This window comes from Neobacillus sp. WH10, from assembly GCF_030123405.1.
Classification (GTDB): domain Bacteria; phylum Bacillota; class Bacilli; order Bacillales; family Cytobacillaceae; genus Neobacillus.
Genome location: NZ_CP126110.1, coordinates 4,560,811 through 4,583,669, shown reverse-complemented (window position 1 = coordinate 4,583,669; position 22,859 = coordinate 4,560,811). Strand labels below are relative to the sequence as shown.

23 protein-coding genes and 1 tRNA gene are annotated in these 22,859 nt (G+C 41.9%); 23 read left to right on the top strand and 1 reads right to left on the bottom strand.

Translation table 11 applies throughout. The features are described from left to right. The first annotated feature begins 13 nt into the window (after window positions 1-13). The 13 genes from hisD (at window position 14) to QNH20_RS22445 (ending at window position 11,663) form a co-directional block, all read left to right on the top strand. On the top strand, window positions 14-1,288 hold the full coding sequence (gene hisD, locus QNH20_RS22505; RefSeq protein ID WP_283920163.1) for a histidinol dehydrogenase: 1,275 nt from the start codon (window positions 14-16) through the stop codon (window positions 1,286-1,288). 101 nt (window positions 1,289-1,389) lie between these two features. Beyond that, on the top strand, window positions 1,390-1,977 hold the full coding sequence (gene hisB, locus QNH20_RS22500; protein WP_283920162.1) for an imidazoleglycerol-phosphate dehydratase HisB: 588 nt from the start codon (window positions 1,390-1,392) through the stop codon (window positions 1,975-1,977). A gap of 220 nt (window positions 1,978-2,197) precedes the next feature. Next, on the top strand, window positions 2,198-2,824 hold the full coding sequence (gene hisH / locus QNH20_RS22495) for an imidazole glycerol phosphate synthase subunit HisH (RefSeq protein ID WP_283920161.1): 627 nt from the start codon (window positions 2,198-2,200) through the stop codon (window positions 2,822-2,824). Next, window positions 2,821-3,552: a 1-(5-phosphoribosyl)-5-[(5-phosphoribosylamino)methylideneamino]imidazole-4-carboxamide isomerase gene (gene hisA / locus QNH20_RS22490; RefSeq protein ID WP_283920160.1), complete on the top strand. Its 732-nt coding sequence runs from the start codon at window positions 2,821-2,823 to the stop codon at window positions 3,550-3,552. The genes hisH and hisA overlap by 4 nt, the downstream gene beginning before the upstream one ends. Then, window positions 3,549-4,310 carry an imidazole glycerol phosphate synthase subunit HisF gene (gene hisF, locus QNH20_RS22485; protein WP_283920159.1) on the top strand — a complete coding sequence of 254 codons (762 nt, stop codon included), beginning with the start codon at window positions 3,549-3,551 and terminating at the stop codon, window positions 4,308-4,310. Before hisA ends, hisF begins: the two co-directional genes overlap by 4 nt. Then, window positions 4,307-4,924, top strand: a complete 618-nt coding sequence (gene hisIE, locus QNH20_RS22480; RefSeq protein WP_283920158.1) for a bifunctional phosphoribosyl-AMP cyclohydrolase/phosphoribosyl-ATP diphosphatase HisIE — start codon at window positions 4,307-4,309, stop codon at window positions 4,922-4,924. Before hisF ends, hisIE begins: the two co-directional genes overlap by 4 nt. Before the next feature lie 186 nt (window positions 4,925-5,110). Continuing rightward, the gene (locus QNH20_RS22475) at window positions 5,111-6,604 is read left to right on the top strand and encodes a tetratricopeptide repeat protein (protein ID WP_283920157.1); all 1,494 of its coding nucleotides are present in this window, start codon (window positions 5,111-5,113) and stop codon (window positions 6,602-6,604) included. A gap of 92 nt (window positions 6,605-6,696) precedes the next feature. Next, complete coding sequence (gene trxB, locus QNH20_RS22470; protein WP_283920156.1) at window positions 6,697-7,647, top strand: thioredoxin-disulfide reductase; 951 nt, start codon at window positions 6,697-6,699, stop codon at window positions 7,645-7,647. 325 nt (window positions 7,648-7,972) lie between these two features. Further along, window positions 7,973-8,431: an NUDIX hydrolase gene (locus QNH20_RS22465; RefSeq protein WP_283920155.1), complete on the top strand. Its 459-nt coding sequence runs from the start codon at window positions 7,973-7,975 to the stop codon at window positions 8,429-8,431. Between the two features lie 20 nt (window positions 8,432-8,451). After that, window positions 8,452-9,345, top strand: a complete 894-nt coding sequence (gene rapZ, locus QNH20_RS22460) for an RNase adapter RapZ (protein WP_283920154.1) — start codon at window positions 8,452-8,454, stop codon at window positions 9,343-9,345. Beyond that, window positions 9,342-10,328, top strand: coding sequence for a gluconeogenesis factor YvcK family protein (locus QNH20_RS22455; protein ID WP_283920153.1), 987 nt, complete (start codon window positions 9,342-9,344; stop codon window positions 10,326-10,328). The genes rapZ and QNH20_RS22455 overlap by 4 nt, the downstream gene beginning before the upstream one ends. Before the next feature lie 64 nt (window positions 10,329-10,392). Next, window positions 10,393-11,352, top strand: coding sequence for a DNA-binding protein WhiA (whiA, locus tag QNH20_RS22450; RefSeq protein WP_283920152.1), 960 nt, complete (start codon window positions 10,393-10,395; stop codon window positions 11,350-11,352). Window positions 11,353-11,405: 53 nt separating this feature from the next. Beyond that, a complete protein-coding gene (locus QNH20_RS22445) occupies window positions 11,406-11,663 on the top strand; it encodes an HPr family phosphocarrier protein (protein ID WP_283920151.1) in 258 nt (85 codons plus the stop codon). A 188-nt stretch (window positions 11,664-11,851) separates the two neighbouring features. On the opposite strand, the gene clpP is transcribed toward QNH20_RS22445, so the two are convergent. Next, window positions 11,852-12,457: an ATP-dependent Clp endopeptidase proteolytic subunit ClpP gene (gene clpP / locus QNH20_RS22440; protein WP_283920150.1), complete on the bottom strand. Its 606-nt coding sequence runs from the start codon at window positions 12,455-12,457 to the stop codon at window positions 11,852-11,854. A 204-nt stretch (window positions 12,458-12,661) separates the two neighbouring features. Between clpP and QNH20_RS22435 the strand changes: the two genes are divergently transcribed. The 10 genes from QNH20_RS22435 to QNH20_RS22390 all read left to right on the top strand — a co-directional run bounded on the left by QNH20_RS22435 (window position 12,662) and on the right by QNH20_RS22390 (window position 22,787). Further along, window positions 12,662-12,733, top strand: a tRNA-Arg gene (locus QNH20_RS22435). Window positions 12,734-12,834: 101 nt separating this feature from the next. Continuing rightward, entirely contained in the window at window positions 12,835-14,157 is a 1,323-nt protein-coding gene (gene rpoN, locus QNH20_RS22430; RefSeq protein ID WP_283920149.1) for an RNA polymerase factor sigma-54, read from the top strand. A gap of 14 nt (window positions 14,158-14,171) precedes the next feature. Then, window positions 14,172-14,429, top strand: coding sequence for a glutaredoxin family protein (locus QNH20_RS22425; RefSeq protein ID WP_283920148.1), 258 nt, complete (start codon window positions 14,172-14,174; stop codon window positions 14,427-14,429). Window positions 14,430-14,562: 133 nt separating this feature from the next. Further along, window positions 14,563-15,585 carry a sugar-binding transcriptional regulator gene (locus tag QNH20_RS22420; protein WP_283920147.1) on the top strand — a complete coding sequence of 341 codons (1,023 nt, stop codon included), beginning with the start codon at window positions 14,563-14,565 and terminating at the stop codon, window positions 15,583-15,585. Window positions 15,586-15,634: 49 nt separating this feature from the next. Then, window positions 15,635-16,642, top strand: a complete 1,008-nt coding sequence (gap, locus tag QNH20_RS22415; RefSeq protein ID WP_283920146.1) for a type I glyceraldehyde-3-phosphate dehydrogenase — start codon at window positions 15,635-15,637, stop codon at window positions 16,640-16,642. Between the two features lie 142 nt (window positions 16,643-16,784). Continuing rightward, a complete protein-coding gene (locus tag QNH20_RS22410) occupies window positions 16,785-17,969 on the top strand; it encodes a phosphoglycerate kinase (protein ID WP_283920145.1) in 1,185 nt (394 codons plus the stop codon). 174 nt (window positions 17,970-18,143) lie between these two features. After that, window positions 18,144-18,905, top strand: coding sequence for a triose-phosphate isomerase (tpiA, locus tag QNH20_RS22405; RefSeq protein ID WP_283920144.1), 762 nt, complete (start codon window positions 18,144-18,146; stop codon window positions 18,903-18,905). Then, complete coding sequence (gene gpmI / locus QNH20_RS22400) at window positions 18,898-20,430, top strand: 2,3-bisphosphoglycerate-independent phosphoglycerate mutase (protein WP_283920143.1); 1,533 nt, start codon at window positions 18,898-18,900, stop codon at window positions 20,428-20,430. The genes tpiA and gpmI overlap by 8 nt, the downstream gene beginning before the upstream one ends. 26 nt (window positions 20,431-20,456) lie before the next feature. Continuing rightward, entirely contained in the window at window positions 20,457-21,755 is a 1,299-nt protein-coding gene (gene eno, locus QNH20_RS22395) for a phosphopyruvate hydratase (RefSeq protein ID WP_283920142.1), read from the top strand. Between the two features lie 114 nt (window positions 21,756-21,869). After that, a complete protein-coding gene (locus QNH20_RS22390) occupies window positions 21,870-22,787 on the top strand; it encodes a DUF7916 family protein (protein WP_283920141.1) in 918 nt (305 codons plus the stop codon). The last annotated feature ends 72 nt before the right edge of the window (window positions 22,788-22,859 follow it).

Genomic DNA, 22,859 nt, shown 5'->3' with positions numbered 1-22,859 from the left:
GAGGGTGTTATAAATGAAAATTTTAAAAGTAAATGAGCTGGTTTCAATCAAACGCTCAATAGAAGCGGGCACCTCCGAGCAGCAGGCCATTGTGAAAAAAATTATTACTGAAATCCGGGGGCGCGGTGACGAGGCGTTAAGAGAGATTACGGAAAAATTCGACCGCGTCAATCTTTCTACTTTTTCCGTTACAGAAAAAGAAATTGAGAACGCCTATGCTGAAGTGGAAGAACAATTGATTACGATTATCCGTGAAGCTGCAGAAAATATCCGCTCCTTTCATGAAAAGCAGCTTCGGCCATCATGGATGACGGCGCAAGAGAATGGCACGATTCTTGGTCAAAAAATAACCCCAATAGATTCGGTTGGTGTGTATGTGCCAGGCGGAACGGCGGCATATCCGTCATCAGTTTTAATGAACGTGATCCCGGCGAGAGTGGCAGGTGTCAAGCGGATCGTGATGGTGTCGCCGCCTGACAGTGATGGGAAATTGCCTGCGGCAGTCCTCGTTGCAGCAAAAGAAGCAGGTGTTAAAGAAATCTATAAAATTGGCGGGGCACAGGCGATTGCCGCGCTTGCTTATGGGACAGAATCGATTGCTGCTGTTGATAAAATTACCGGCCCAGGAAATATTTTTGTGGCATTGGCGAAACGGGAAGTATTTGGCGATGTCGATATTGATATGATTGCTGGACCGAGCGAGATTGCAGTTTTAGCAGATGAAACAGCAAGAGCAGACGAGGTTGCCGCTGACCTGCTATCACAGGCCGAGCATGACCCGAGAGCCTGCAGTGTCTTGGTTACCCCGTCATTGAGATTGGCGGAAAAGGTGGCAGCGGAAGTCGAAACGCAGTTGGCGTTGCTGCCACGGCGAGAAATTGCTTCACCTTCGATTAGGGATTTTGGAGCCATCTATGTAACTACTGATCTTGATGAAGCGGTTGAAACGGTGAACCAGTTAGCACCGGAACATCTTGAAATCATTACGGAAAATGCAATGGAGCTTCTCGGTAAAATTCGTCACGCCGGAGCAATTTTTGTTGGCCGTTATAGTTCAGAGCCTGTTGGCGATTATTTTGCCGGCCCGAATCATGTGCTGCCAACAAACGGCACAGCGCGGTTCTCTAGCCCTCTGAACGTGGACGATTTTCAAAAGAAATCTAGCGTGATTGTCTACAGCGAAGGAGCGTTAAGGGAAAATGGCGCAAAAATCGCCGCATTTGCCCGTAAGGAAGGGCTAGAGGCACACGCACGGGCGGTGGAAATAAGACTTAAAAACGATAAATAGCATATGGAGGATAAAGACAAAACTCTCAAAGAAGTCGGTAATATCAGTTAAGCAGAATTAAAGAGTTTTGTTAAAAAGTGAATTTCAAGGAGGTTCCTTATATGGATAGAACGGTAAGCATTGAACGGAATACAAATGAAACAAAAATCCAACTATCGTTAGCAATTGACGGGGAGGGCCAGTCCCAGCTTGAAACAGGTGTGCCTTTCCTAAGTCATATGCTCGATTTATTCACGAAACATGGCCAATTCAATCTTGCTGTGAATGCCCAAGGTGATATCGAAGTCGATGATCACCATACAACCGAGGATATTGGTATTTGTTTAGGCCAGGCGCTTCGTGATGCACTCGGTGACAAGCGTGGAATTAAGCGTTATGGGAATGCGTTTGTGCCGATGGATGAAGCCTTAGCGCAGGTAGTGGTCGACCTCAGCAACCGCCCGCATCTTGAAATGCGGGCAGAATTCCCTGGTCAAAAGGTAGGAACCTTTGATACCGAGCTCGTGCACGAATTCCTCTGGAAGCTTGCATTAGAGGCACGGATGAATCTCCATGTCATTGTTCACTATGGAAAAAATACACACCACATGATTGAAGCGGTGTTTAAAGCTTTAGGACGGGCACTTGACGAAGCAACAACAATTGACCCGCGTATCAAAGGTATCCCATCAACAAAAGGAATGCTTTAGAGTGGTGTCTGACACCGATTTCACGTCTGGCACTGTGTATAGCAGATTAAACTTTTGACAATAATTCGAGCAGTGACAGTCACCGCCAAAAACAATAAACTTCGTGGGGTGACTGGAACCGCCCCAAAAAACAAAAAAATACGAGCGGTGACAGGCTCCGCCCAAAAAAACGAGAAAAATTCGAGCGGTGACAATCACCGCCAAAAAAGGTGGTAACAACGTGATTGGGATCGTCGACTACGGTATGGGAAATCTATTCAGCGTGAGTAAGGCGCTCGAACGTTTAAACGCCGATTATTTCATTTCAGCTGATAACAATAAGTTACTTCAAGCAGATGCATTGATTCTCCCTGGGGTAGGCTCCTTTCGTGATGCAATGGAACGCTTGCCGGCAGAAACGATAAAGAAATTTGCAGCTACAGGAAAACCACTGCTCGGTATTTGTCTTGGCATGCAGCTGCTTTTTGAAGAAAGCGAGGAAAATGGTCCTACCGAGGGATTAGGATTATTGCCAGGAAGGGTTCGCCGTTTTCCGGGGCGAACCCAGCAGGGGGAATCCTACAAAGTTCCACACATGGGCTGGAACCGACTGGAGTTTGTCAAAGCTTCGCCTTTATTGAAAAATCTCACCGAGGATTACGTCTATTTTGTTCATTCCTACTATGTGGGTGCAGAAAACTCCGATGTACTCCTTGCGAAAACAGACTACCATGAACAAATTTCAGCTGTAGTCGGTAAAGACAATGTCCTAGGGATGCAATTTCACCCTGAAAAAAGCAGCAGGCTTGGGATGGCTCTTCTAAATAACTTTTTACAAATGGTAGAGGAAAGGAAGGCGGTACAATGAGCTTCACTATTTATCCGGCGATTGATATGCGGGGCGGCAATTGCGTCCGCCTTCTCCAAGGGGATTATGAAAAAGAAACAATCTACGGGGATTCACCGTTTAATATGGCTCAAAGCTTTGCTGCGGCAGGCGCCGAATGGATTCACATGGTCGACCTTGATGGGGCAAAGGATGGTAAGCGGGTAAATGACCGATTTGTGATTGAGGCCGCCCAAAAGCTAAGCAACGTAAATATTCAAATTGGCGGCGGCATTCGTTCGGAGGAAGATATCCTCCACTATTTAGAAAATGGTATCGATCGTGTGATTATTGGAAGTATTGCTGTTGCCAAGCCCGAGTTTGCGATTGAGATGATTAGAAAATACAGGGGAAAAATCGCTGTTGGGATTGATGCGAAAAACGGCTTTGTTGCAACACACGGCTGGCTTGATACCTCAAAGCTAAAGGCGGTTGAACTTGGTAAACGTTTTGCGGATGCGGGAGCAGAAACATTTATTTTTACCGATATTGCCACTGATGGAACGCTTGCAGGTCCAAATATTACAGCTGTTTGTGAAATGGCCGAAGTGACTGGAAAAAATGTCATCGCATCCGGGGGAGTAAGCAGTTTAGCCGACTTAAAAGCTTTATCGGCCGCTGAAGGTATTAGTGGAGCAATTGTTGGAAAAGCACTATATGAAAATAGGTTTACCTTGAAGGAAGCATTGGAAGAGGTGGAACACAAATGACATTAACAAAGCGAATTATTCCCTGCCTGGATGTGAAGGACGGACGGGTAGTGAAGGGTATTCAATTTGTTCAGCTTCGTGATGCAGGTGACCCTGTTGAACTTGCACGTTTTTACGATGAACAAGGGGCAGATGAGCTGGTGTTCCTTGATATTTCTGCCTCAGTGGAGGGCAGAAAAACGATGATTGAAGTCGTGAAGGCTGTGGCCTCTGAACTAGCTATCCCGTTTACAGTTGGTGGTGGCATCAATTCACTAGAGGACATGAAGAAAATCCTCCGGGCAGGTGCTGATAAGGTGTCACTGAATACCGCTGCTGTCTTGAACCCAGATTTGATCCTTGATGGTGCTGGGTACTTTGGTTCCCAATGTATCGTTGTTGCAATTGATGCCAAATTTGATCCGGAACTTGGAACATGGCGCGTTTATACGCATGGCGGCAGAAAACCTACAGAAAAAAAAGCTGTAGAATGGGCGATGGAAGCGGCTAACCTTGGTGCCGGAGAAATTTTATTAACCAGCATGGATTCCGACGGAGAGAAAAACGGGTTTGACCTTGACTTGACTCAGGCGGTTAGCGAAGCTGTTGCTATTCCGGTAATTGCTTCAGGTGGCGCTGGGAATGCCCAACATTTTGAAGCTGCATTTTTAGCAGGAAAAGCCGATGCTGCCCTTGCAGCCTCGATTTTTCATTATAAAGAAACCAGTGTACATGAAGTAAAAAGTTATTTGCGGGAAAAAGGAGTGAGCATACGATGAACGTTCGATTTGATGAAAAGGGGCTTGTTCCTGCCATTATTCAGGATGCAGGAACAAAAGAAGTGTTAACACTTGCCTATATGAATGAGGAATCACTGGCAAAAACGATTGAAACTGGGGAAACGTGGTTCTACAGCCGCTCACGTCAGGAATTGTGGCATAAAGGAGCGACAAGCGGTAATACGCAGACGGTCGTCAGCATGAGCTATGATTGCGACAAAGATGCATTATTGGTGCTTGTTTATCCAAAAGGGCCTGCCTGTCATACTGGAGCAGTAAGCTGTTTTTCAGAACGTGTTATGGAAGGTAATTCTAACTTGGGAGACTATCAGATCTTACAATCGCTTGAAAAAGTGATTATCAATCGTGAGAAGGAGCGACCGGAGGGTGCTTATACAACTTACCTTTTTGAAAAAGGCATAGATAAGATTTTGAAAAAAGTTGGTGAAGAAACCGCCGAGGTGATTATTGCAGCTAAAAACCGCGACCATGAGGAACTAAAATGGGAAGCGGCAGATTTGCTTTATCACTTGCAAGTGCTGTTAGTCGAACAAGGACTTTCATTCAAAGAGGTTTTGCGTACACTAGAAGAAAGACACAAAGACCGGTCCTAACGAGGGCCGTTTTTTTGACTCATAGGAAAAGATCATTTTCCCAGCAGATTTAAAATGAGGCTTCCTTAAGGCTCGCTAAATCAGCAAGTCTTTAGATTTCCACTACCATCAAACTCCAAACCCTTCTCGGATACCCCCAAAATATGATATACTACATAAGTTATGTTGAAATATGTGGAGGACTTCATGGTGAAAGACGCGAAGGCAAGAATGCAAAAGGGGAAAATATTATCATTTGTTCCTACGGGGGAATATTATTTCACGAAGGGTTTAAAGGCATACCATCGACGTGATTTTATAAAAGCAAAAAAATATCTTGGGCGGGCGATGCAGCTTGAGCCGGGTGAACCGATGATTACATGCCAGTTGGCGATTGTGTCAACAGAACTTGGCGAGTTTGAAAATTCCAATCGACTCTTGCATCTTATCCTTGAAGAGCTTGACTCAGAAATGGCGGAATGCCACTACTTTTTAGCGAATAATTATGCCCACTTGGGATTTTTTAAAGATGCTTATCACCACAGCAAGCTTTATTTACAGCTGGACCCTGATGGTGATTTTTCGGAAGACACAGAGGATTTATTGGATGTGCTCACCCTAGAGGCAGAAGAATTTGAGGATGAGCTCTATCAAGAGGATGATCTCATCATCAAACAAGAGCAGGCTCGTGAGCTGTTAGAGTCTGGTTATTTTCCAAAGGCAATCGAGGTATTAAAGGATGTTGTCAAGGAATATCCGGAATACTGGTCTGCCTATAACAATTTAGCTCTCGCTTATTTTTATTTAGGTAAAGTGGAAAAAGCGGAAGCGATCCTAGATGATGTGCTGGAGCGAAATCCGGGGAATCTACACGCCTTATGTAATAGGCTTGTATTTGCTCAATACCAAGGGCAATTAGAAAGTGTAGCGCAATTGAAGGAATCTTTGAAAAAAATTCAACCCCTTCTAAGTGAGTATCAATTTAAGCTGGGAGCTACTTTTGCATTAGTTGGAGAATATGAGCTTGCCTATTTATGGTTAAAAAAATTATATAAGCATGGTTTTAATGGCGATGGACCATTTTATTATTGGCTTTCCTATTCAGCATATTTCACGGGCCATGAAAACTTTGCAAAAAGTGCTTGGAAAAAGGTGCTCGAAATAAGTCCTGACAAGGAAGGTTTAGAACCGTGGAATGATAAGAATGAACGAACAAACGGATTTGAAGATTTTAAGGGATCTATTTTTCAAAAGCTGGAAAGCGATTATGTCGAAGAACGCCTATTTGCCCTTTTCCTAACAAGCGTTTCGAGCAAAAAAGAGGAAATCATCACCTCACACCGGCTATTTCAGAATCATAAGTTTACACCATTGGAAAAAGAGTATATTTCGTTAATTAAGTCAGGAAAACCATCGGTGGCAGCAGATGCACAGGAAATAGCAGAGCTTTTTTATGAAAATCATCAGCCGATTGGCGCGATTGAAGCAGGATTGTACTTGATGTGGTTCTCGGTGTTTGTTGAAGTCAATAAAACAGGTGTCCGCTTGAAAAATAAACGTGCCTGGGCTGGGGCTGTAGAGTACTTGTGGCACAAACTTCGCAGCGAAAAAATTTCCCAGCAGGAGATTGCTGCGCGTTATGGGCTATCCTCAGCAACCATAAGCAAATATGTAAAATTAGTGAATAACTATTTAAATTAAGCAGATAAATGGACTATTATATGATTGTTTATTACGATTAAGTAGGGAATGTTAATACTTAATCGTATTTTTTTATATAAGGAGTGACAACCATGTCTGAAGAAAAAATTTATGACGTTATTATTGCCGGTGCTGGTCCTGCGGGGATGACAGCTGCTGTGTATACATCTCGCGCAAACCTCTCAACACTCATGATTGAGCGCGGTTTACCGGGCGGGCAGATGGCCAATACTGAGGATGTTGAGAACTATCCGGGATTTGATAGCATTTTAGGGCCTGATTTATCAACAAAAATGTTTGAACATGCCAAAAAGTTTGGTGCCGAATATGCCTATGGTGATATTAAGGAAATCGTTGATCACGGTGATTACAAACTTGTTACCGCAGGTGGTAAACAATATAAAGCATACTCTGTGATTATTTCAACAGGTGCTGAGTATAAGAAAGTAGGAGTACCAGGAGAAAAAGAGCTTGGCGGCCGTGGTGTTTCTTATTGCGCTGTTTGTGATGGGGCATTTTTTAAAGGAAAAGAACTTTATGTTATTGGCGGTGGGGACTCTGCTGTTGAAGAGGGCGTTTATTTAACTCGCTTTGCTTCTAAAGTAACCATTGTTCACAGACGCGACCAGCTTCGGGCACAAAAGATTCTCCAAGACCGTGCTTTTGCAAACGAAAAAGTGGAATTTATATGGAATCACACGATTAAATCGATTAATGACAAAGACGGCAAAGTGGGCAGTGTGACACTTGTCTCGACACAAACTGGTGAAGAGCAAACATTACCAGCAGATGGTGTCTTCATTTATATCGGGATGGTGCCGCTTTCCAAACCATTTGAAAGCCTCGGCATTACCAATGAAAACGGTTATATTGAGACGAACGACCGCATGGAAACAAATGTGCCTGGGATTTTCGCTGCGGGAGATATTCGTGAAAAAACTCTGCGTCAGATTGTGACCGCAACCGGAGACGGCAGTATTGCGGCTCAAAGTGCCCAGCATTTTGTAGAAGAGCTAAAAGAAGAACTGAAATTAAAGAAGTAGTTATAGTAAAGAAACAATTTACGAAAAAGTAATCCTGTTTTAATTCTTCTGTAACAGTAGTGAAATAAAGATAAGGTATGATAAGGGAAATTGACCCCCTTTTAAAAATATATACCTTTTACGGCACAGGCCCAGCAGCTTGTGCTCTTTTTTTTATAAATAGTCTTCCAGCTAGATTCGCTAAATAATTAATTTTGTATTCATTGTGACTGTATTCTAAAAATAGTATAATGAAAAGAATATATTGGTTTTTATCGTAGGATATTTTGCATTTTAGCGTAAGCCCGATTATATGGCTTGTGCTTGTTTAAGAGGGTGTAAAAACATGCAGCGGGTTACTAATTGTGTATTGATCAGAAATAATCAAATATTGTTGCTGCAGAAACCTCGCCGCGGTTGGTGGGTTGCACCAGGCGGGAAAATGGAGCCGGGCGAGTCGGTTCGAGACTCTTGCATCCGGGAATACCGTGAAGAAACGGGCATCTATTTAAAGAACCCACAATTAAAAGGGGTTTTTACGATGATTATGAAGGAAAGCGACGAGCTTCTTTCTGAGTGGATGATGTTTACCTTTGTGGCAACCGATTCTGACGGAGTTGATTTAGATGAATCGGAAGAAGGAAAGCTGGCATGGCAGCCGGTTGACCAGATAAAAGGCCTACCAATGGCTGCAGGGGATCTACATATCATTGATTATATGATTCATGGTAAAGGAATTATTTACGGTACTTTTACTTATACAAAAGATTTTGAACTAATTAGTTATCGATTAGATCCGAGTTAATTATTATAGGGGGAATTGAAATGAGTACCGGTTCGACTAGCGAAACTCAAATGGTCATTATTACTGGAATGTCTGGTGCTGGAAAAACTGTAGCCATTCAAAGCTTTGAAGATTTAGGATTTTTCTGTGTCGATAATCTGCCTCCTACACTGCTGCCAAAATTCCTTGAACTTATGAAGGAATCAGGGAATAAAATGAATAAAGTGGCCCTAGTTATGGACCTTAGAGGAAGAGAATTCTTTGATCATCTCTTTAAAGCACTCGATGAGCTGGCTGAAACATCCTGGGTGACACCGCAGATATTATTTTTAGATGCGGATGATTCTACATTAGTACGCAGGTATAAGGAAACAAGGCGGTCACATCCGCTTGCCCATTCAGGGTTACCTCTTGAGGGTATCACGCTTGAACGAGAACTTCTTGAGGAATTAAAAGGCCGGGCACAATTGATTTATAATACTTCCCAGATGAAGCCTCGTGAATTACGTGAGAAGATAATTACGGAATTTACGGCGAACAAACAATTAATCTTTACTGTCAATGTCATGTCCTTTGGCTTTAAGCATGGGATTCCAATCGATGCGGATCTTGTTTTTGATGTACGCTTTTTGCCAAATCCTTTTTATATCGAACACATGCGACCAAAAACTGGCTTGGATGACGAGGTCTCAAGCTATGTATTAAAATGGAATGAAACAAATAAGTTTTTGGAAAAAGTGACGGACTTGCTCAGCTTCATGCTTCCTCATTATAAAAGAGAGGGCAAGGCACAGCTGGTAATTGCAATTGGCTGTACCGGCGGGCAGCATCGTTCTGTTACCTTAGCAGAGTATCTAGGCCGATTTTTCCAAGATGATTATAAGACATGCATCACCCACCGTGACATTGAGAGGAGAAAGGATAAAACAACATGAAAGAGATAGGACAGCCTCGTATTGTTGTCATTGGCGGAGGAACAGGATTACCAGTTTTATTGCGTGGATTAAAACAGTATCCTGTAGATATCACCGCTATTGTGACAGTCGCAGATGATGGCGGCAGTTCTGGACGCTTGCGCGATGATCTGCATATTCCCCCTCCCGGTGACATACGTAATGTGTTAGCATCACTGTCGGATGTGGAACCGCTTGTTGAGGAAATGTTTCAGCACCGTTTTAAAACGTCGAATGAACTTTCCGGGCATTCGCTTGGAAATTTAATTTTAGCTGCGATGACCTCGATTACTGGAAATTTTGTTCATGCAATACAAGAAATGAGCAAAATCTTAAATGTCCGCGGCAAGGTATTGCCAGCTGCTAATCAGAGTGTGATTTTGCATGCGGAGATGGAGGACGGCGCGATTGTTTCAGGGGAATCGAAAATTCCATACTCGGGGAAAAAAATTAAACGGGTTTATTTAACTTCAAAAAGTACGATTCATCCCTTACCGGAGTCGATTCAAGCTATTCGTCAAGCGGACTTAATCATTATTGGTCCTGGAAGCTTGTATACAAGTATTTTGCCCAATCTGCTCGTCCCACGTTTAGGTGATGAAGTGTGCCGCTCTCATGCAAAAAAGGTATATATTTGTAACCTGATGACGCAGGCTGGAGAAACCCATGGCTATACAGCGAGTGACCATGTAAAGGCGATTTATGACCATATGAGCTGTGACTTTATTAATACAATCCTCGTGAATAACGAAGAAATTCCACCGCATATCCAGCTCCGCTATAATGAAGAACTGGCTGAACCGGTTCTATACGATTTGCCGCAGCTTTTTAAGCTAGGGCTTGAAGTGGTCCATGCGGATATCGCCTTTCAGGAAAATGGTGCTCTTCGGCATGATCCGAAAAAAGTAGCGAAAATTTTATATAATTTGCTCGTTGATGAAACCAAAAAGCGGTATGAAGCGTAGATAGTATTGTACTGTTATAATCGTAAATAAGTTGTACATGTTTTTGAAATTAGGAGGTGAGGGGATGTCTTTCGCTTCGGAGACGAAAAAGGAATTAACGAACTTGGAAGTGAAAACGTGCTGCATTCAAGCTGAGTTATCGGCGTTGATTCGCATGAACGGTTCCCTTTCCTTTTCAAATCGTAAGTTAGTGGTGGATATTCAAACCGAAAATGCTGCGATTGCCAGAAGAATTTATACTTTGTTAAAAAAGAGCTACCAAGTGCAGGTAGAGCTCTTAGTTCGTAAAAAAATGCGCCTGAAGAAAAATAACGTCTATATTGTACGTTTAGCTGAACAGGCAAAGGAAATTCTTGAAGATACGAAAATTTTGGGTGAAGGATTTACCATCATTCATGATATTTCGCCGGAGCTTGTAAAGAAGAAATGTTGTAAGCGTTCTTATTTACGCGGTGCCTTTCTTGCTGGTGGCTCTGTTAATAATCCGGAAACGTCTTCCTATCATTTAGAAATTTTTTCGCTGTATAAAGAACATAATGATTCCTTATGCGAATTGATGAATACATTTGGTCTTAACAGTAAAACACTTGAGCGTAAAAAAGGCTTTATCACCTATTTAAAGGAAGCTGAGAAAATTACCGAGTTTCTTAATATTGTTGGTGCCCATAATGCCTTGCTTCGCTTTGAGGATGTCAGGATTGTCAGGGATATGCGGAACTCCGTTAACCGCTTGGTAAACTGTGAAACCGCCAATCTCAATAAAACGATTGGTGCTTCAATTAGACAGGTGGAAAACATCCGCTTCATCGATTCAACAGTGGGCTTGCAAATTTTGCCAGATAAGCTAAGAGAAATTGCAGAGCTCCGTATTCAATATCCCGATGTTACCCTTAAAGAATTAGGGGAAATGGTATCCGGCGGTACCATCAGTAAGTCAGGGATCAATCATCGCTTACGAAAAATTGATGAAATCGCTGAGAAGCTACGTATAGGAGAAATGGCTTCAAAGCATGGAAGTTTGTGAAATAGTGAATTAGTTCAAGGAATATAAGATAAATTATGAGGAGGAATTGTTTAATGTTGGCCAAACAGGTAGAAGTAAAATTGAAGACGGGTCTTCAAGCACGACCAGCAGCCCTTTTTGTGCAGGAAGCAAACCGATTTTCAGCTGATATTTTTCTTGAGAAGGATGGCAAAAAGGTCAATGCCAAAAGTATAATGGGGTTAATGAGCCTTGCTGTTGGCTCAGGCGTCGTAATCAATATTATCGCTGATGGAGACGATGAGGAAAAAGCCGTCAACGCGTTAACTGATTTTATTGAGAAGGAACATTAATTTGGGGAGGGTTCAGCTTTATTTAGAAGGCTGAACCCTTTTTAATTGTGCCTTAGGAAAGGAAAAAAGCTGGCATCGGTCAGGAAAAAGAATAATTGTGCCCGTGGAAAGGAAAAAAAGGCCGCATCGGTCACAAAAAAGAACACAAAATAAAAAAACAATCGGCAGAAAGCCGATTGCTCGTCGAATTATTTTTTTTCAGTTGAAATATTAGGATTACGAGTGATGATATTATCAATCAGACCGTATTCTTTTGCTTTTTCAGCAGTCATGAAATTATCACGGTCGGTATCGCGTTGAATCACTTCAAGCGGCTGTCCAGTACGCTCTGAAAGAATGCCATTTAATTTTTCGCGAAGGAAAAGAATGCGTTTCGCTGCGATCTCGATTTCCGTTGCTTGTCCTTGAGCGCCGCCAAGTGGCTGGTGAATCATGACTTCCGCATTTGGCAATGCAAAACGCTTGCCTTTTTCCCCTGCAGCAAGTAAGAATGCTCCCATGGAAGCTGCCATTCCGATACAAACGGTTGAGACATCTGCTTTAATATATTGCATCGTATCAAAAATAGCCATTCCGGCTGTGATACTTCCGCCAGGACTATTGATGTAAAGTGTAATATCTTTTTCAGGATTTTCTGCTTCTAAAAATAATAGTTGTGCTACAATGCTGTTAGCAACATTGTCATCAATAGCACTGCCAAGCATAATAATCCGGTCTTTTAACAGACGGGAATAAATGTCATATGCACGTTCACCGCGGTTTGTTTGTTCAATAACTGTAGGAATCAAATTCATTTTTCTTCCTCCTTTGAATGGAAAAGGTAATAATAATATGTATAGTTATCATACACTGATGGTCAATAAAGGTCAAACAATTCGTCTTTAAAATGTTCGACAACTTTCCACCAATCATGATAACCATTCCAGTCATTTTTAAACCTATTATATACTTGCAAAGTTCGTGAATCTGGCATATAATATGTAAGTCGCTAATATTTAGCGCTCGTGGTGCAACGGATAGCACGTAAGATTCCGGTTCTTAAAATGGGGGTTCGATTCCCTCCGAGCGCGTTACAAAAAACCCCCTGTTTTTTTACAAACAGGGGGTTTTTATTTTTTTCCATACCCCATTTTCAAGTCATCGTGTAAAATAGTAAATAGGGGGGAACAGGATGAACTTAAAGGCAGGTTTATGGCAGCAACAAACGTTAAAATTAGCAATGACACAGGAATTGTCGCAGGCTATTGCATTATTGCAATATTCAGCTCAGGAACTGACTGCTTTTTTAGAAGATAAAGCACTCGAAAATCCCCTATTACAGATTGAAACAGGCAATGTCAAACCGATGAATCCTCTTATTGACCGTAATCGCCGGGGGCATCAAAAAGCGGAAAAGGACTGGATTGAACAAATTGCTGACAAACCATTTTCACTTGAAGACCATTTAATCTCTCAATTAAAAATAACAAATTTATCGGCGGAGCAGTTAAAAGTGATCCGTCATCTTATACAAAACCTTGATGAAAACGGTTACTTTCTTGGCGATGTCAGTGAAATCGCCCAAAAGCTGCGGGTAGCGGAAGATTTGGTTGAAGATTGTTTAGCCGTGATTCAAACGCTTGAACCCGCTGGAATCGGTGCGAGGAACCTTCAAGAGTGCCTATTGATGCAAATTTATTATGATAATCCCAATAACGAACTTGCTCAAAACATCCTTTCAAACTTTTTCGTCCCGTTTGCCGAAAAGAAATGGAAGCAAATTTCGAAGGAATTAAAGGTAACCCTAAAGGACATTCAAGATGTATTTGACCAAATTCAATTATTGAATCCAAAGCCAGCGGCAATGTTAGGGAAAGAAACCACTACGTATATTATTCCAGATGCGATTGTAGAGCAATTCTCAGATAGCATGACAGTCCGGATGTTTGATGATTCCCTGCCAAGGATCAGCTTTAATGAGAAATATTATAAAAAATTCAAAGATCAAGACCAGGAAGTCAGCCGTTTTCTGCAGGATAAGGTTCAAGATTATCAATGGATTGCAAAAAGTATTGAACAGCGAAGAGAGACACTTACTAAGGTAGTTGCAAAAATCGTTGAAAAACAACCCGCGTTTTTTCAAAAAGGTGCGCAATATTTAGTGCCAATGACAATGAAGGAAGTCGCAGCCGAGCTTGATATTCATGAATCCACCGTTAGCCGTGCTGTCCGCGAAAAATATGTACAAACACCCATTGGGACATTCGCATTAAAAACATTTTTTACAAGTACGATTCAGACAGTTTCAGCGGATGAAAATACCTCTTCCACTCAAGTGAAGAATGAAATTAGTAAATTAATAGAACAAGAAAACAAGGAAAAGCCGTTATCAGATCAAGAAATTGTGGAACAATTAAAGACGACGGAAGGTATCGTAGTGTCGAGGCGTACGATTGCTAAGTACCGTGATCAGCTGGGAATCCCGTCCTCTTCTAAACGAAAAAGGTTCAACTAGGAAAGGAATTAACAATGACACAAACGATGATCACTTTATTTACACGAAATCGCTGTCCGCTTTGTGATAAAGCAAAAACCGCCATATTGGAGCTGAAAAAGGAATGGGATTTTGAGTTCGAAGAAATCGATATAGAATCAAGCGATGAATTAACCGAGCGCTATGGATTGATGATTCCGGTTGTTCATCTTGACGGGGAAGAAGTTGGATTTGGGTTTGTTGACAAATTTGACATAAGTAAACGTTTGCAAGAAAAAAACCGAATTAAATAAGTTGAAATAGGAATTCACTCCTGATACAATTAAAAACGTACAAGGGGTGATTTTTTTTAGAGTAGGTGGGACATAATATGTCTATGGTGGACATTTTTAGACCAACTACATAGAATAAAGGAGCATGCGAATCATGCAGTCATTTATCGATATCCAAAAAAGATTATTACCCGATCTCCTCCAAGTCCTGCAAAAAAGATATACTATTCTGCGGAACATAGGATTTATGCAGCCTGTGGGAAGAAGGAGTTTAGCTGCCAGCCTTGGCTTTACAGAGAGAATACTCCGTAGTGAAGTAGACTTCCTCAAAGAGCAAAATCTTATTTACGCAAACAATGTGGGAATGAGTTTAACTGCTGAAGGGAAAAATTTACTCGAAGATTTAGAAGGTTTAATGCGTGAGTTAAAGGGCATTGATGTTATGGAGTTAGAATTAAAGCATCGGCTTGGCATTAAAAAGGTAATCATCGTCCCTGGAGATAGTGATGAGTCACCAATGGTCAAAGGTGAGTTAGGCAAGGCATGTGCAATTTGCATGAAAAAACTTTTAAACGGGAAAAATATCATCGCAGTTACTGGTGGTTCAACTATGGCTTCGGTGGCAGAAAGATTATCACCTAGTCATCACCACAATGAGTTACTTTTTGTTCCGGCACGTGGCGGAGTCGGTGAAGATGTAGCTAATCAAGCGAATACGATTTGCTCGAATATGGCGAAAAACACGGATTCTAAACATCGAGTTTTCTACGTTCCTGATCAAGTTAGTGCGGAAATTTATGAATCTTTAATTAGAGAGCCTGAAATTCATGAAGTTTTAGAACTAATTAAATCAGCTAGCATGGTTATCCATGGAATTGGGGATGCTATTACAATGGCTGAACGGAGAAAAACCAACCCAGAAATTAAGAAAAAGCTAGAAAATGGGAAGGCTGTCGGCGAAGCATTTGGCTATTATTTTTCCGAAGAAGGCGAAATTGTCCACAAGGTATCAACAATTGGACTTCAGCTCGAAGACCTTGCACATATCCCGAATGTCATTGCTGTTGCAGGCGGGGAATCAAAGGCAAAGGCAATCAAAGCATACTTTAAACAAGCACCAGCATCGACAATTTTAATAACCGATGAAGGTGTGGCAAAAAGGTTATTGAAAGGGTAATCCCTTTTAAAAATATATATCTTTACCCAATAAAAGGAGGAATTTTATCATGACAGTAAAAGTTGGTATTAATGGATTTGGACGTATTGGTCGTAATGTATTCCGTGCGGCTTTAAAAAATAGCAATGTAGAAATCGTTGCAATTAACGACTTAACAGATGCAAACATGCTTGCACACCTTTTAAAATATGATTCCGTTCACGGAACTCTTGCAGAAGATGTAACTGTTGACGGTGAATACTTAGTTGTTGGCGGACACAAAGTAAAAGTAATCGCTGAACGCGATCCTGCACAATTAGGCTGGGGCGACCTAGGTGTTGAAGTTGTTGTTGAATCAACTGGCCGTTTCACAAAGCGCGAAGATGCAGCGAAACACCTTGAAGCAGGTGCAAAAAAGGTTATTATCTCTGCACCAGCAAGCAACGAAGATATTACAATCGTTATGGGTGTTAACGAAGATAAATATGATGCAAACAACCACCACGTACTATCAAACGCTTCTTGTACTACAAACTGCTTAGCACCATTTGCAAAAGTATTAAATGATACTTTCGGTATCAAACGCGGTATGATGACAACTGTTCACTCATATACAAATGACCAACAAATTCTTGACTTGCCACACAAGGACTACCGTCGTGCACGTGCAGCAGCTGAAAACATGATTCCAACTTCAACTGGTGCAGCAAAAGCAGTTTCCCTTGTATTACCTGAACTTAAAGGTAAATTAAACGGTATGGCTATGCGCGTTCCAACTCCAAACGTTTCTGTTGTGGATTTAGTTGTTGAATTAGAAAAAGATGTAACAGCTGAAGAAGTTAATGCATCTTTAAAAGCAGCTGCTGAAGGCCCATTAAAAGGCATTCTAGCTTACACTGAACTTCCATTAGTTTCTCGTGACTTTAACGGAAGCGTTGCATCTTCAACTATCGATGCTCAATCTACAATGGTTCTTGAAGGCAACATGGTAAAAGTACTTTCTTGGTACGACAACGAAGTTGGTTACTCTAACCGTGTAGTTGACCTTGTTGACTACATCGCTTCAAAAGGACTTTAATTCTTAATAAATGGATATGATTGGTGTTTTGATCGTAAACCATCTATAATGATACATGGTATTCCAAAGGGGAGCGGGGAGGATTCCCCCTCCTTTTTTAATGAAATTTTCATCAGCCAATACTTTAAGGAGGGTCCTTTACATGAACAAGAAAACACTTAAAGATATCGATGTGAAAGGTAAGCGGGTATTTTGCCGGGTTGATTTTAACGTCCCAATGCAGGATGGAAAAATAACGGACGAAACGCGGATTCGCGCTGCATTGCCAACAATTCAATACTTAATGGAACAAGGTGCAAAAGTCATTTTGGCAAGCCATTTCGGCCGTCCAAAAGGAAAAGTAGTTGAAGAAATGCGCTTAACTCCAGTTGGCGTAAGACTTGCTGAGCTTCTTGGAAAAGACGTGAAAAAAGTTGATGAGGCGTACGGCGATACGGTTAAAGCAGTAATCGGGACAATGAATGAAGGCGATGTACTCCTTCTTGAAAACGTCCGGTTCTACCCTGGTGAAGAAAAGAATGATCCAGAGCTTGCAAAAGCTTTTGCTGAGCTTGCTGATGTTTATGTAAATGACGCATTTGGTGCCGCGCACCGAGCTCACGCTTCAACTGAAGGAATTGCTCATAATCTTCCAGCTGTTTCCGGCTTTTTAATGGAAAAAGAACTTGAAGTACTTGGTAAAGCTCTTTCTAATCCAGAGCATCCTTTTACAGCGATAATTGGCGGTGCAAAGGTAAAGGATAAGATTGGTGTTATTGAAAATCTTTTAGAACTAGTCGATAACTTGATAATTGGCGGCGGACTTGCTTATACGTTTGTTAAAGCACAAGGTCATGAAATTGGGAAGTCCTTACTAGAAGCAGACAAGATTGATCTTGCGAAATCCTTTATGGAAAAAGCAAAGGCGAAGGGCGTTAATTTCTACGTGCCGGTAGATGCGGTTGTCGCTGACGATTTCTCTGCAGAAGCCAATTCAAAGGTGGTAGCAATCGAAGAAATTCCAGCTGATTGGGAAGCACTTGATATCGGACCAAAAACTGCAGAAATTTACCGCGACGTTATTCAAAAATCAAAATTGGTTATTTGGAATGGACCAATGGGTGTGTTTGAAATTGATAAATTTGCTGGCGGTACAAAAGCGGTTGCCGAAGCACTTGCTGAAGCAGAAGGTACATATTCAGTTATTGGCGGCGGTGACTCAGCAGCAGCTGTTGAAAAGTTTGGCTTAGCTGAAAAAATGAGCCATATTTCTACAGGGGGCGGGGCTTCCCTTGAGTTTATGGAAGGCAAGGCATTACCTGGTGTTGTGGCATTGAACGATAAATAATTTTTGGTCCAAAAAGTTCATATGTCTACAAATTTTAGCTCAATATGAACAATATTTTTGATTTATAAACAAAATTTTGAGTTTATGAACAAATTCATGTAGAATATGAACAATTTTTAATATTGAAATTAAACAAATTGCAGTGGAACGTACACAAGAAAGGATGTGCCACCTATGCGTAAACCTATCATTGCAGGAAACTGGAAAATGAACAAAACCCTTTCTGAAGCAAAAAGCTTTGCCGAAGAAGTGAAAAGTCTTGTACCTGCAGCAGAAAACATGGAATCTGTGATTTGTGCACCGGCTTTATTTTTACAAAGTCTTGTTGAAGCTACACAAGGCAGCGATGTGAAAATTGGTGCTCAAAACATGCACTTTGAAGAAAGCGGAGCGTTTACTGGGGAAATCAGCCCGAAAGCACTTGCTGACCTTGGAGTTCAATATGTGATCATTGGGCACTCTGAACGCCGCGAAATGTTCAATGAAACGGACGAGTCTGTTAACAAAAAGACGCTTGCAGCGTTTAAATATAATCTAACACCAATCGTTTGCTGCGGTGAAACACTTGAGCAGCGTGAAAATGGTGAAACGAATCAATTAGTTGGCGACCAAGTAGCTAAGGCTTTAGTTGGTTTAACCGACGACCAAGTAAAACAAACAGTGATCGCTTATGAACCAATCTGGGCTATCGGCACTGGAAAATCGTCCACATCTCAGGATGCTAATGAAGTTTGTGCCCACATCCGTCAAGTGATTGTACAGCAATTTTCCCAGGATGTAGCGGATGCGGTAAGAATTCAGTACGGCGGCAGCGTAAAACCTGAAAATATAAAAGAATACATGGCACAGCCGGATATTGATGGTGCGTTAGTTGGCGGAGCAAGCCTAGAAGCACAATCATTCTTAAAGTTACTGGAGGCAGGTAAGTATGAGTAAATCTCCAGTTGCCCTTATCATCCTCGATGGTTTCGGATGCAGGGGAGAGACAAAAGGAAACGCTGTGGCACAATCTAAAAAGCCAAATTTTGAGCGTTTCTGGAGTACTTATCCACATTCCCATTTAACCGCTTCAGGTGAGGCAGTCGGTCTTCCAGAAGGTCAAATGGGTAACTCAGAGGTTGGACACTTAAATATTGGTGCCGGCCGGATTGTTTACCAAAGCTTGACTCGAGTAAACATTGCCATTCGAGAAGGCGAATTTGAAAAAAATGAAACCTTCACAGGGGCTTTGGATCATGTAAAAAAACATGGCACCGCACTTCACTTATTTGGCTTGCTATCAGACGGCGGCGTTCACAGTCATATCAGCCACATGTTTGCCTTGCTGAAGATGGCAAAAGAAGAAGGCGTGGAAAAAGTATATGTACACGCGTTCCTTGATGGACGTGATGTTGGTCCGAAAACGGCAGCAACATATATTCAGCAAACACTGGATAAAATGAAGGAGTATGGTGTCGGCGAATTTGCCACTGTCTCCGGACGTTATTACTCGATGGACCGCGACAAGCGCTGGGAGCGTGTAGAAAAATCATACCGCTCGATGGTTTACGGTGAAGGCCCTTCTTACAGCAATCCGTTAGAGGTAGTAGAGGATTCCTACCAACATGGAATTTTTGACGAATTCGTCATCCCATCTGTCATTACGAAAGAGGATGGACAGCCGGTTGCGACAATAAAAGATAACGATGCCGTTATTTTTTATAACTTCCGTCCGGACCGTGCGATTCAGATTTCCAATACATTTACGAATTTAGACTTCCGCGACTTTGACCGTGGACCAAAGCATCCAAAAGATTTATTCTTTGTTTGCTTAACACACTTCAGTGAGACCGTGGACGGCTATGTAGCCTTTAAACCTACTAACCTTGACAACACTTTAGGTGAAGTATTGTCACAAAATAATTTAAAGCAGCTAAGGATTGCCGAAACAGAAAAATATCCGCATGTTACCTTCTTTATGAGCGGCGGCCGTGAGGCAAAGTTCCCTGGAGAAGAGCGGATTTTAATCAACTCACCAAAGGTTGCGACTTATGACCTTAAGCCGGAAATGAGTGCCTACGAAGTAACCGATGCCTTGTTGAAGGAAATCCAAGATGATAAATTCGACGCCATTCTTTTAAATTTTGCAAACCCTGATATGGTTGGCCATTCAGGTATGCTTGAGCCAACGATTAAGGCGATCGAAACAGTCGATGAATGCTTAGGGAAAATTGTTGATTTAATCCTTGAAAAAGGCGGCTCAGCGATCATTACTGCAGACCACGGAAATGCTGACGAAGTTATTACACTTGAAGGTGAACCAATGACCGCACACACGACGAACCCTGTGCCAGTCATTGTGACGAAGCAAGGTATAGAATTACGTGATGGCGGCATTCTAGGTGATCTTGCACCAACAATGTTAGACCTATTAAACATTGAACAGCCAGGAGAAATGACTGGGAAATCTTTAATAAAATAAATTATTAATTTTAAGGAGAGATTTAAATGCCATTTATTGCAGACGTATACGCTCGTGAAGTATTAGATTCCCGCGGTAACCCAACCGTTGAAGTTGAAGTTTTTACAGAATCAGGCGCATTTGGACGCGCGTTAGTTCCAAGCGGCGCTTCAACTGGTGAGTATGAAGCAGTTGAGCTTCGTGACGGTGATAAAGGACGTTACCTTGGCAAAGGTGTTCTTAAAGCAGTTGACAACGTAAATGAAATCATTGCACCAATGCTTGTAGGCGACGAATACAGTGTTCTTGATCAAGTAGCTGTTGACCAAGCGTTAATCGAACTTGACGGAACTGACAACAAAGGTAAACTAGGTGCGAACGCTATCCTTGGTGTGTCTATGGCTGTTGCACATGCTGCAGCAAACTACTTAGATATTCCTTTATATCAATACCTTGGCGGCTTCAATTCTAAACAGCTTCCAGTTCCAATGATGAACATCGTGAACGGCGGCGAGCACGCGGATAACAACGTTGATATTCAAGAATTCATGATCATGCCTGTAGGTGCTCCAAGCTTTAAAGAAGCTCTACGCATGGGAGCAGAAATTTTCCATACTTTAAAAACAGTTCTTAAAGGCAAAGGCCTTAATACTGCTGTGGGTGACGAAGGCGGTTTTGCTCCAAACCTTGGATCAAACGAAGAAGCACTTCAAACCATTGTTGAAGCAATTGAAAAAGCTGGCTACAAACCAGGTGAAGAAGTTATGCTTGCGATGGACGCTGCATCTTCAGAGTTTTACAACAAAGAAGATGGAAAATACCATCTTGCTGGCGAAGGCGTTGTAAAAACTTCTGCAGAAATGGTTGATTGGTACGAAGAACTTGCTTCTAAATACCCAATCATCTCAATTGAAGACGGCTTAGACGAAAACGACTGGGAAGGCCACAAGCTTTTAACAGAGCGTCTTGGTAAAAAAGTTCAATTAGTTGGTGACGATTTATTTGTTACAAATACTAAAAAGCTTGCTGAGGGAATCGAAAAAGGTATCGGTAACTCTATCCTTATCAAGGTGAACCAAATCGGTACACTTACTGAAACATTTGATGCAATTGAAATGGCAAAACGCGCTGGCTATACAGCAGTTATCTCCCACCGTTCTGGTGAAACAGAAGATAACACAATTGCTGATATCGCTGTTGCAACAAACGCTGGCCAAATTAAAACAGGTGCACCATCTCGTACAGACCGTGTAGCGAAATACAACCAATTGCTTCGTATTGAAGACCAATTAGGTGAAACATCTCAATATAACGGACTTAAATCTTTCTATAACTTGAGCAAATAATTTTCTATCAGCAAAGGCACTCAATTCTGGTTGAGTGCTTTTTTCCTACCACAATCCTAAAGATTGTGGTATTTTTTGTATATGAAGGAATTAACCAGTTGGGAGATGATTTGAATGAAGCGTTTGTTAGATTGCACTGCATCTGATTTTGAAAAAATGACCGGAAGAGAGTTAAAACAATCAATACTCGCATCTGAAGGGAGAACGATTGTAGCGGAGGTAATTGGTGCTGTGACCCCTTATTATCCGGCAGTAACGAATGCGGAGATGGCAGCTGCCTTTGGTGCCGATCTCATTTTACTAAACTTCTTTGACGTGTTTAACCCTAGTATGGAAGGATTAACTGAAGAGGTGCCTGACAGCATCGTGCGAACCTTGAAAAAGCTTGTCGGACGTCCGATTGGTCTTAATTTGGAACCCGTTGATTTAGAGGCTGATCAAGTTGAGACTCTGATTAAGCTGCCTGAGGGAAGGCTTGCAACGGAAAATTCACTGCAAAAGGCAAAAGAGCTTGGCTTTGATTTTGTTTGCTTAACGGGGAATCCGAAAACAGGGGTATCCAATGCGGAAATTACGAAAGCTATTAAGATGGCTCGCAAGGTGTTCGGTGAAGATGGCTTGATTATTGCTGGTAAAATGCATAGCGCAGGTGTCGCAGGCGAGGTTGGAGGCAGTCTAATGTCGACGGAAACCTTACACGGTTTTATTGAAGCGGGTGCTGATATTATCCTTATTCCATCACCTGGAACCGTACCGGGATTTACTGTTGAAAAAACGGCCAAATTAGTAGACATTGTTCATGATAAAGGAGCAATGGCGATTTTGACAACGGGAACAAGCCAAGAAGGTGCCGATGAAGCAACCATTAAGCAAATTGCCCTAAACAGCAAGATGGCAGGAGCAGATTTATTCCATGTTGGTGATGCAGGTGCAGCGGGAATGACAATTCCAGAAAATATTACTGCTTATTCGATTGTCGTAAGAGGGAAAAGGCATACATATGTGAGAATGGCATCGTCCATTTTAAGGTAAAATGAAACTTTAATCAGTGGGTCTTACTGCCTGTTTATGGGGATTAAACGGCCACTGCGCTCATAGGGGTTC

Excerpts from the sequence above, each read along its gene's own strand:
- hisD (WP_283920163.1), top strand. The coding sequence starts at position 14 with ATGAAAATTTTAAAAGTAAATGAGCTGGTTTCAATCAAACGCTCAATA.
- hisB (WP_283920162.1), top strand. The coding sequence starts at position 1,390 with ATGGATAGAACGGTAAGCATTGAACGGAATACAAATGAAACAAAAATC.
- hisA (WP_283920160.1), top strand. The coding sequence starts at position 2,821 with ATGAGCTTCACTATTTATCCGGCGATTGATATGCGGGGCGGCAATTGC.
- hisF (WP_283920159.1), top strand. The coding sequence starts at position 3,549 with ATGACATTAACAAAGCGAATTATTCCCTGCCTGGATGTGAAGGACGGA.
- hisIE (WP_283920158.1), top strand. The coding sequence starts at position 4,307 with ATGAACGTTCGATTTGATGAAAAGGGGCTTGTTCCTGCCATTATTCAG.
- QNH20_RS22475 (WP_283920157.1), top strand. The coding sequence starts at position 5,111 with ATGGTGAAAGACGCGAAGGCAAGAATGCAAAAGGGGAAAATATTATCA.
- trxB (WP_283920156.1), top strand. The coding sequence starts at position 6,697 with ATGTCTGAAGAAAAAATTTATGACGTTATTATTGCCGGTGCTGGTCCT.
- QNH20_RS22465 (WP_283920155.1), top strand. The coding sequence starts at position 7,973 with ATGCAGCGGGTTACTAATTGTGTATTGATCAGAAATAATCAAATATTG.
- rapZ (WP_283920154.1), top strand. The coding sequence starts at position 8,452 with ATGAGTACCGGTTCGACTAGCGAAACTCAAATGGTCATTATTACTGGA.
- QNH20_RS22455 (WP_283920153.1), top strand. The coding sequence starts at position 9,342 with ATGAAAGAGATAGGACAGCCTCGTATTGTTGTCATTGGCGGAGGAACA.
- whiA (WP_283920152.1), top strand. The coding sequence starts at position 10,393 with ATGTCTTTCGCTTCGGAGACGAAAAAGGAATTAACGAACTTGGAAGTG.
- QNH20_RS22445 (WP_283920151.1), top strand. The coding sequence starts at position 11,406 with ATGTTGGCCAAACAGGTAGAAGTAAAATTGAAGACGGGTCTTCAAGCA.
- clpP (WP_283920150.1), bottom strand. The coding sequence starts at position 12,457 with ATGAATTTGATTCCTACAGTTATTGAACAAACAAACCGCGGTGAACGT.
- rpoN (WP_283920149.1), top strand. The coding sequence starts at position 12,835 with ATGAACTTAAAGGCAGGTTTATGGCAGCAACAAACGTTAAAATTAGCA.
- QNH20_RS22425 (WP_283920148.1), top strand. The coding sequence starts at position 14,172 with ATGACACAAACGATGATCACTTTATTTACACGAAATCGCTGTCCGCTT.
- QNH20_RS22420 (WP_283920147.1), top strand. The coding sequence starts at position 14,563 with ATGCAGTCATTTATCGATATCCAAAAAAGATTATTACCCGATCTCCTC.
- gap (WP_283920146.1), top strand. The coding sequence starts at position 15,635 with ATGACAGTAAAAGTTGGTATTAATGGATTTGGACGTATTGGTCGTAAT.
- QNH20_RS22410 (WP_283920145.1), top strand. The coding sequence starts at position 16,785 with ATGAACAAGAAAACACTTAAAGATATCGATGTGAAAGGTAAGCGGGTA.
- tpiA (WP_283920144.1), top strand. The coding sequence starts at position 18,144 with ATGCGTAAACCTATCATTGCAGGAAACTGGAAAATGAACAAAACCCTT.
- gpmI (WP_283920143.1), top strand. The coding sequence starts at position 18,898 with ATGAGTAAATCTCCAGTTGCCCTTATCATCCTCGATGGTTTCGGATGC.
- eno (WP_283920142.1), top strand. The coding sequence starts at position 20,457 with ATGCCATTTATTGCAGACGTATACGCTCGTGAAGTATTAGATTCCCGC.
- QNH20_RS22390 (WP_283920141.1), top strand. The coding sequence starts at position 21,870 with ATGAAGCGTTTGTTAGATTGCACTGCATCTGATTTTGAAAAAATGACC.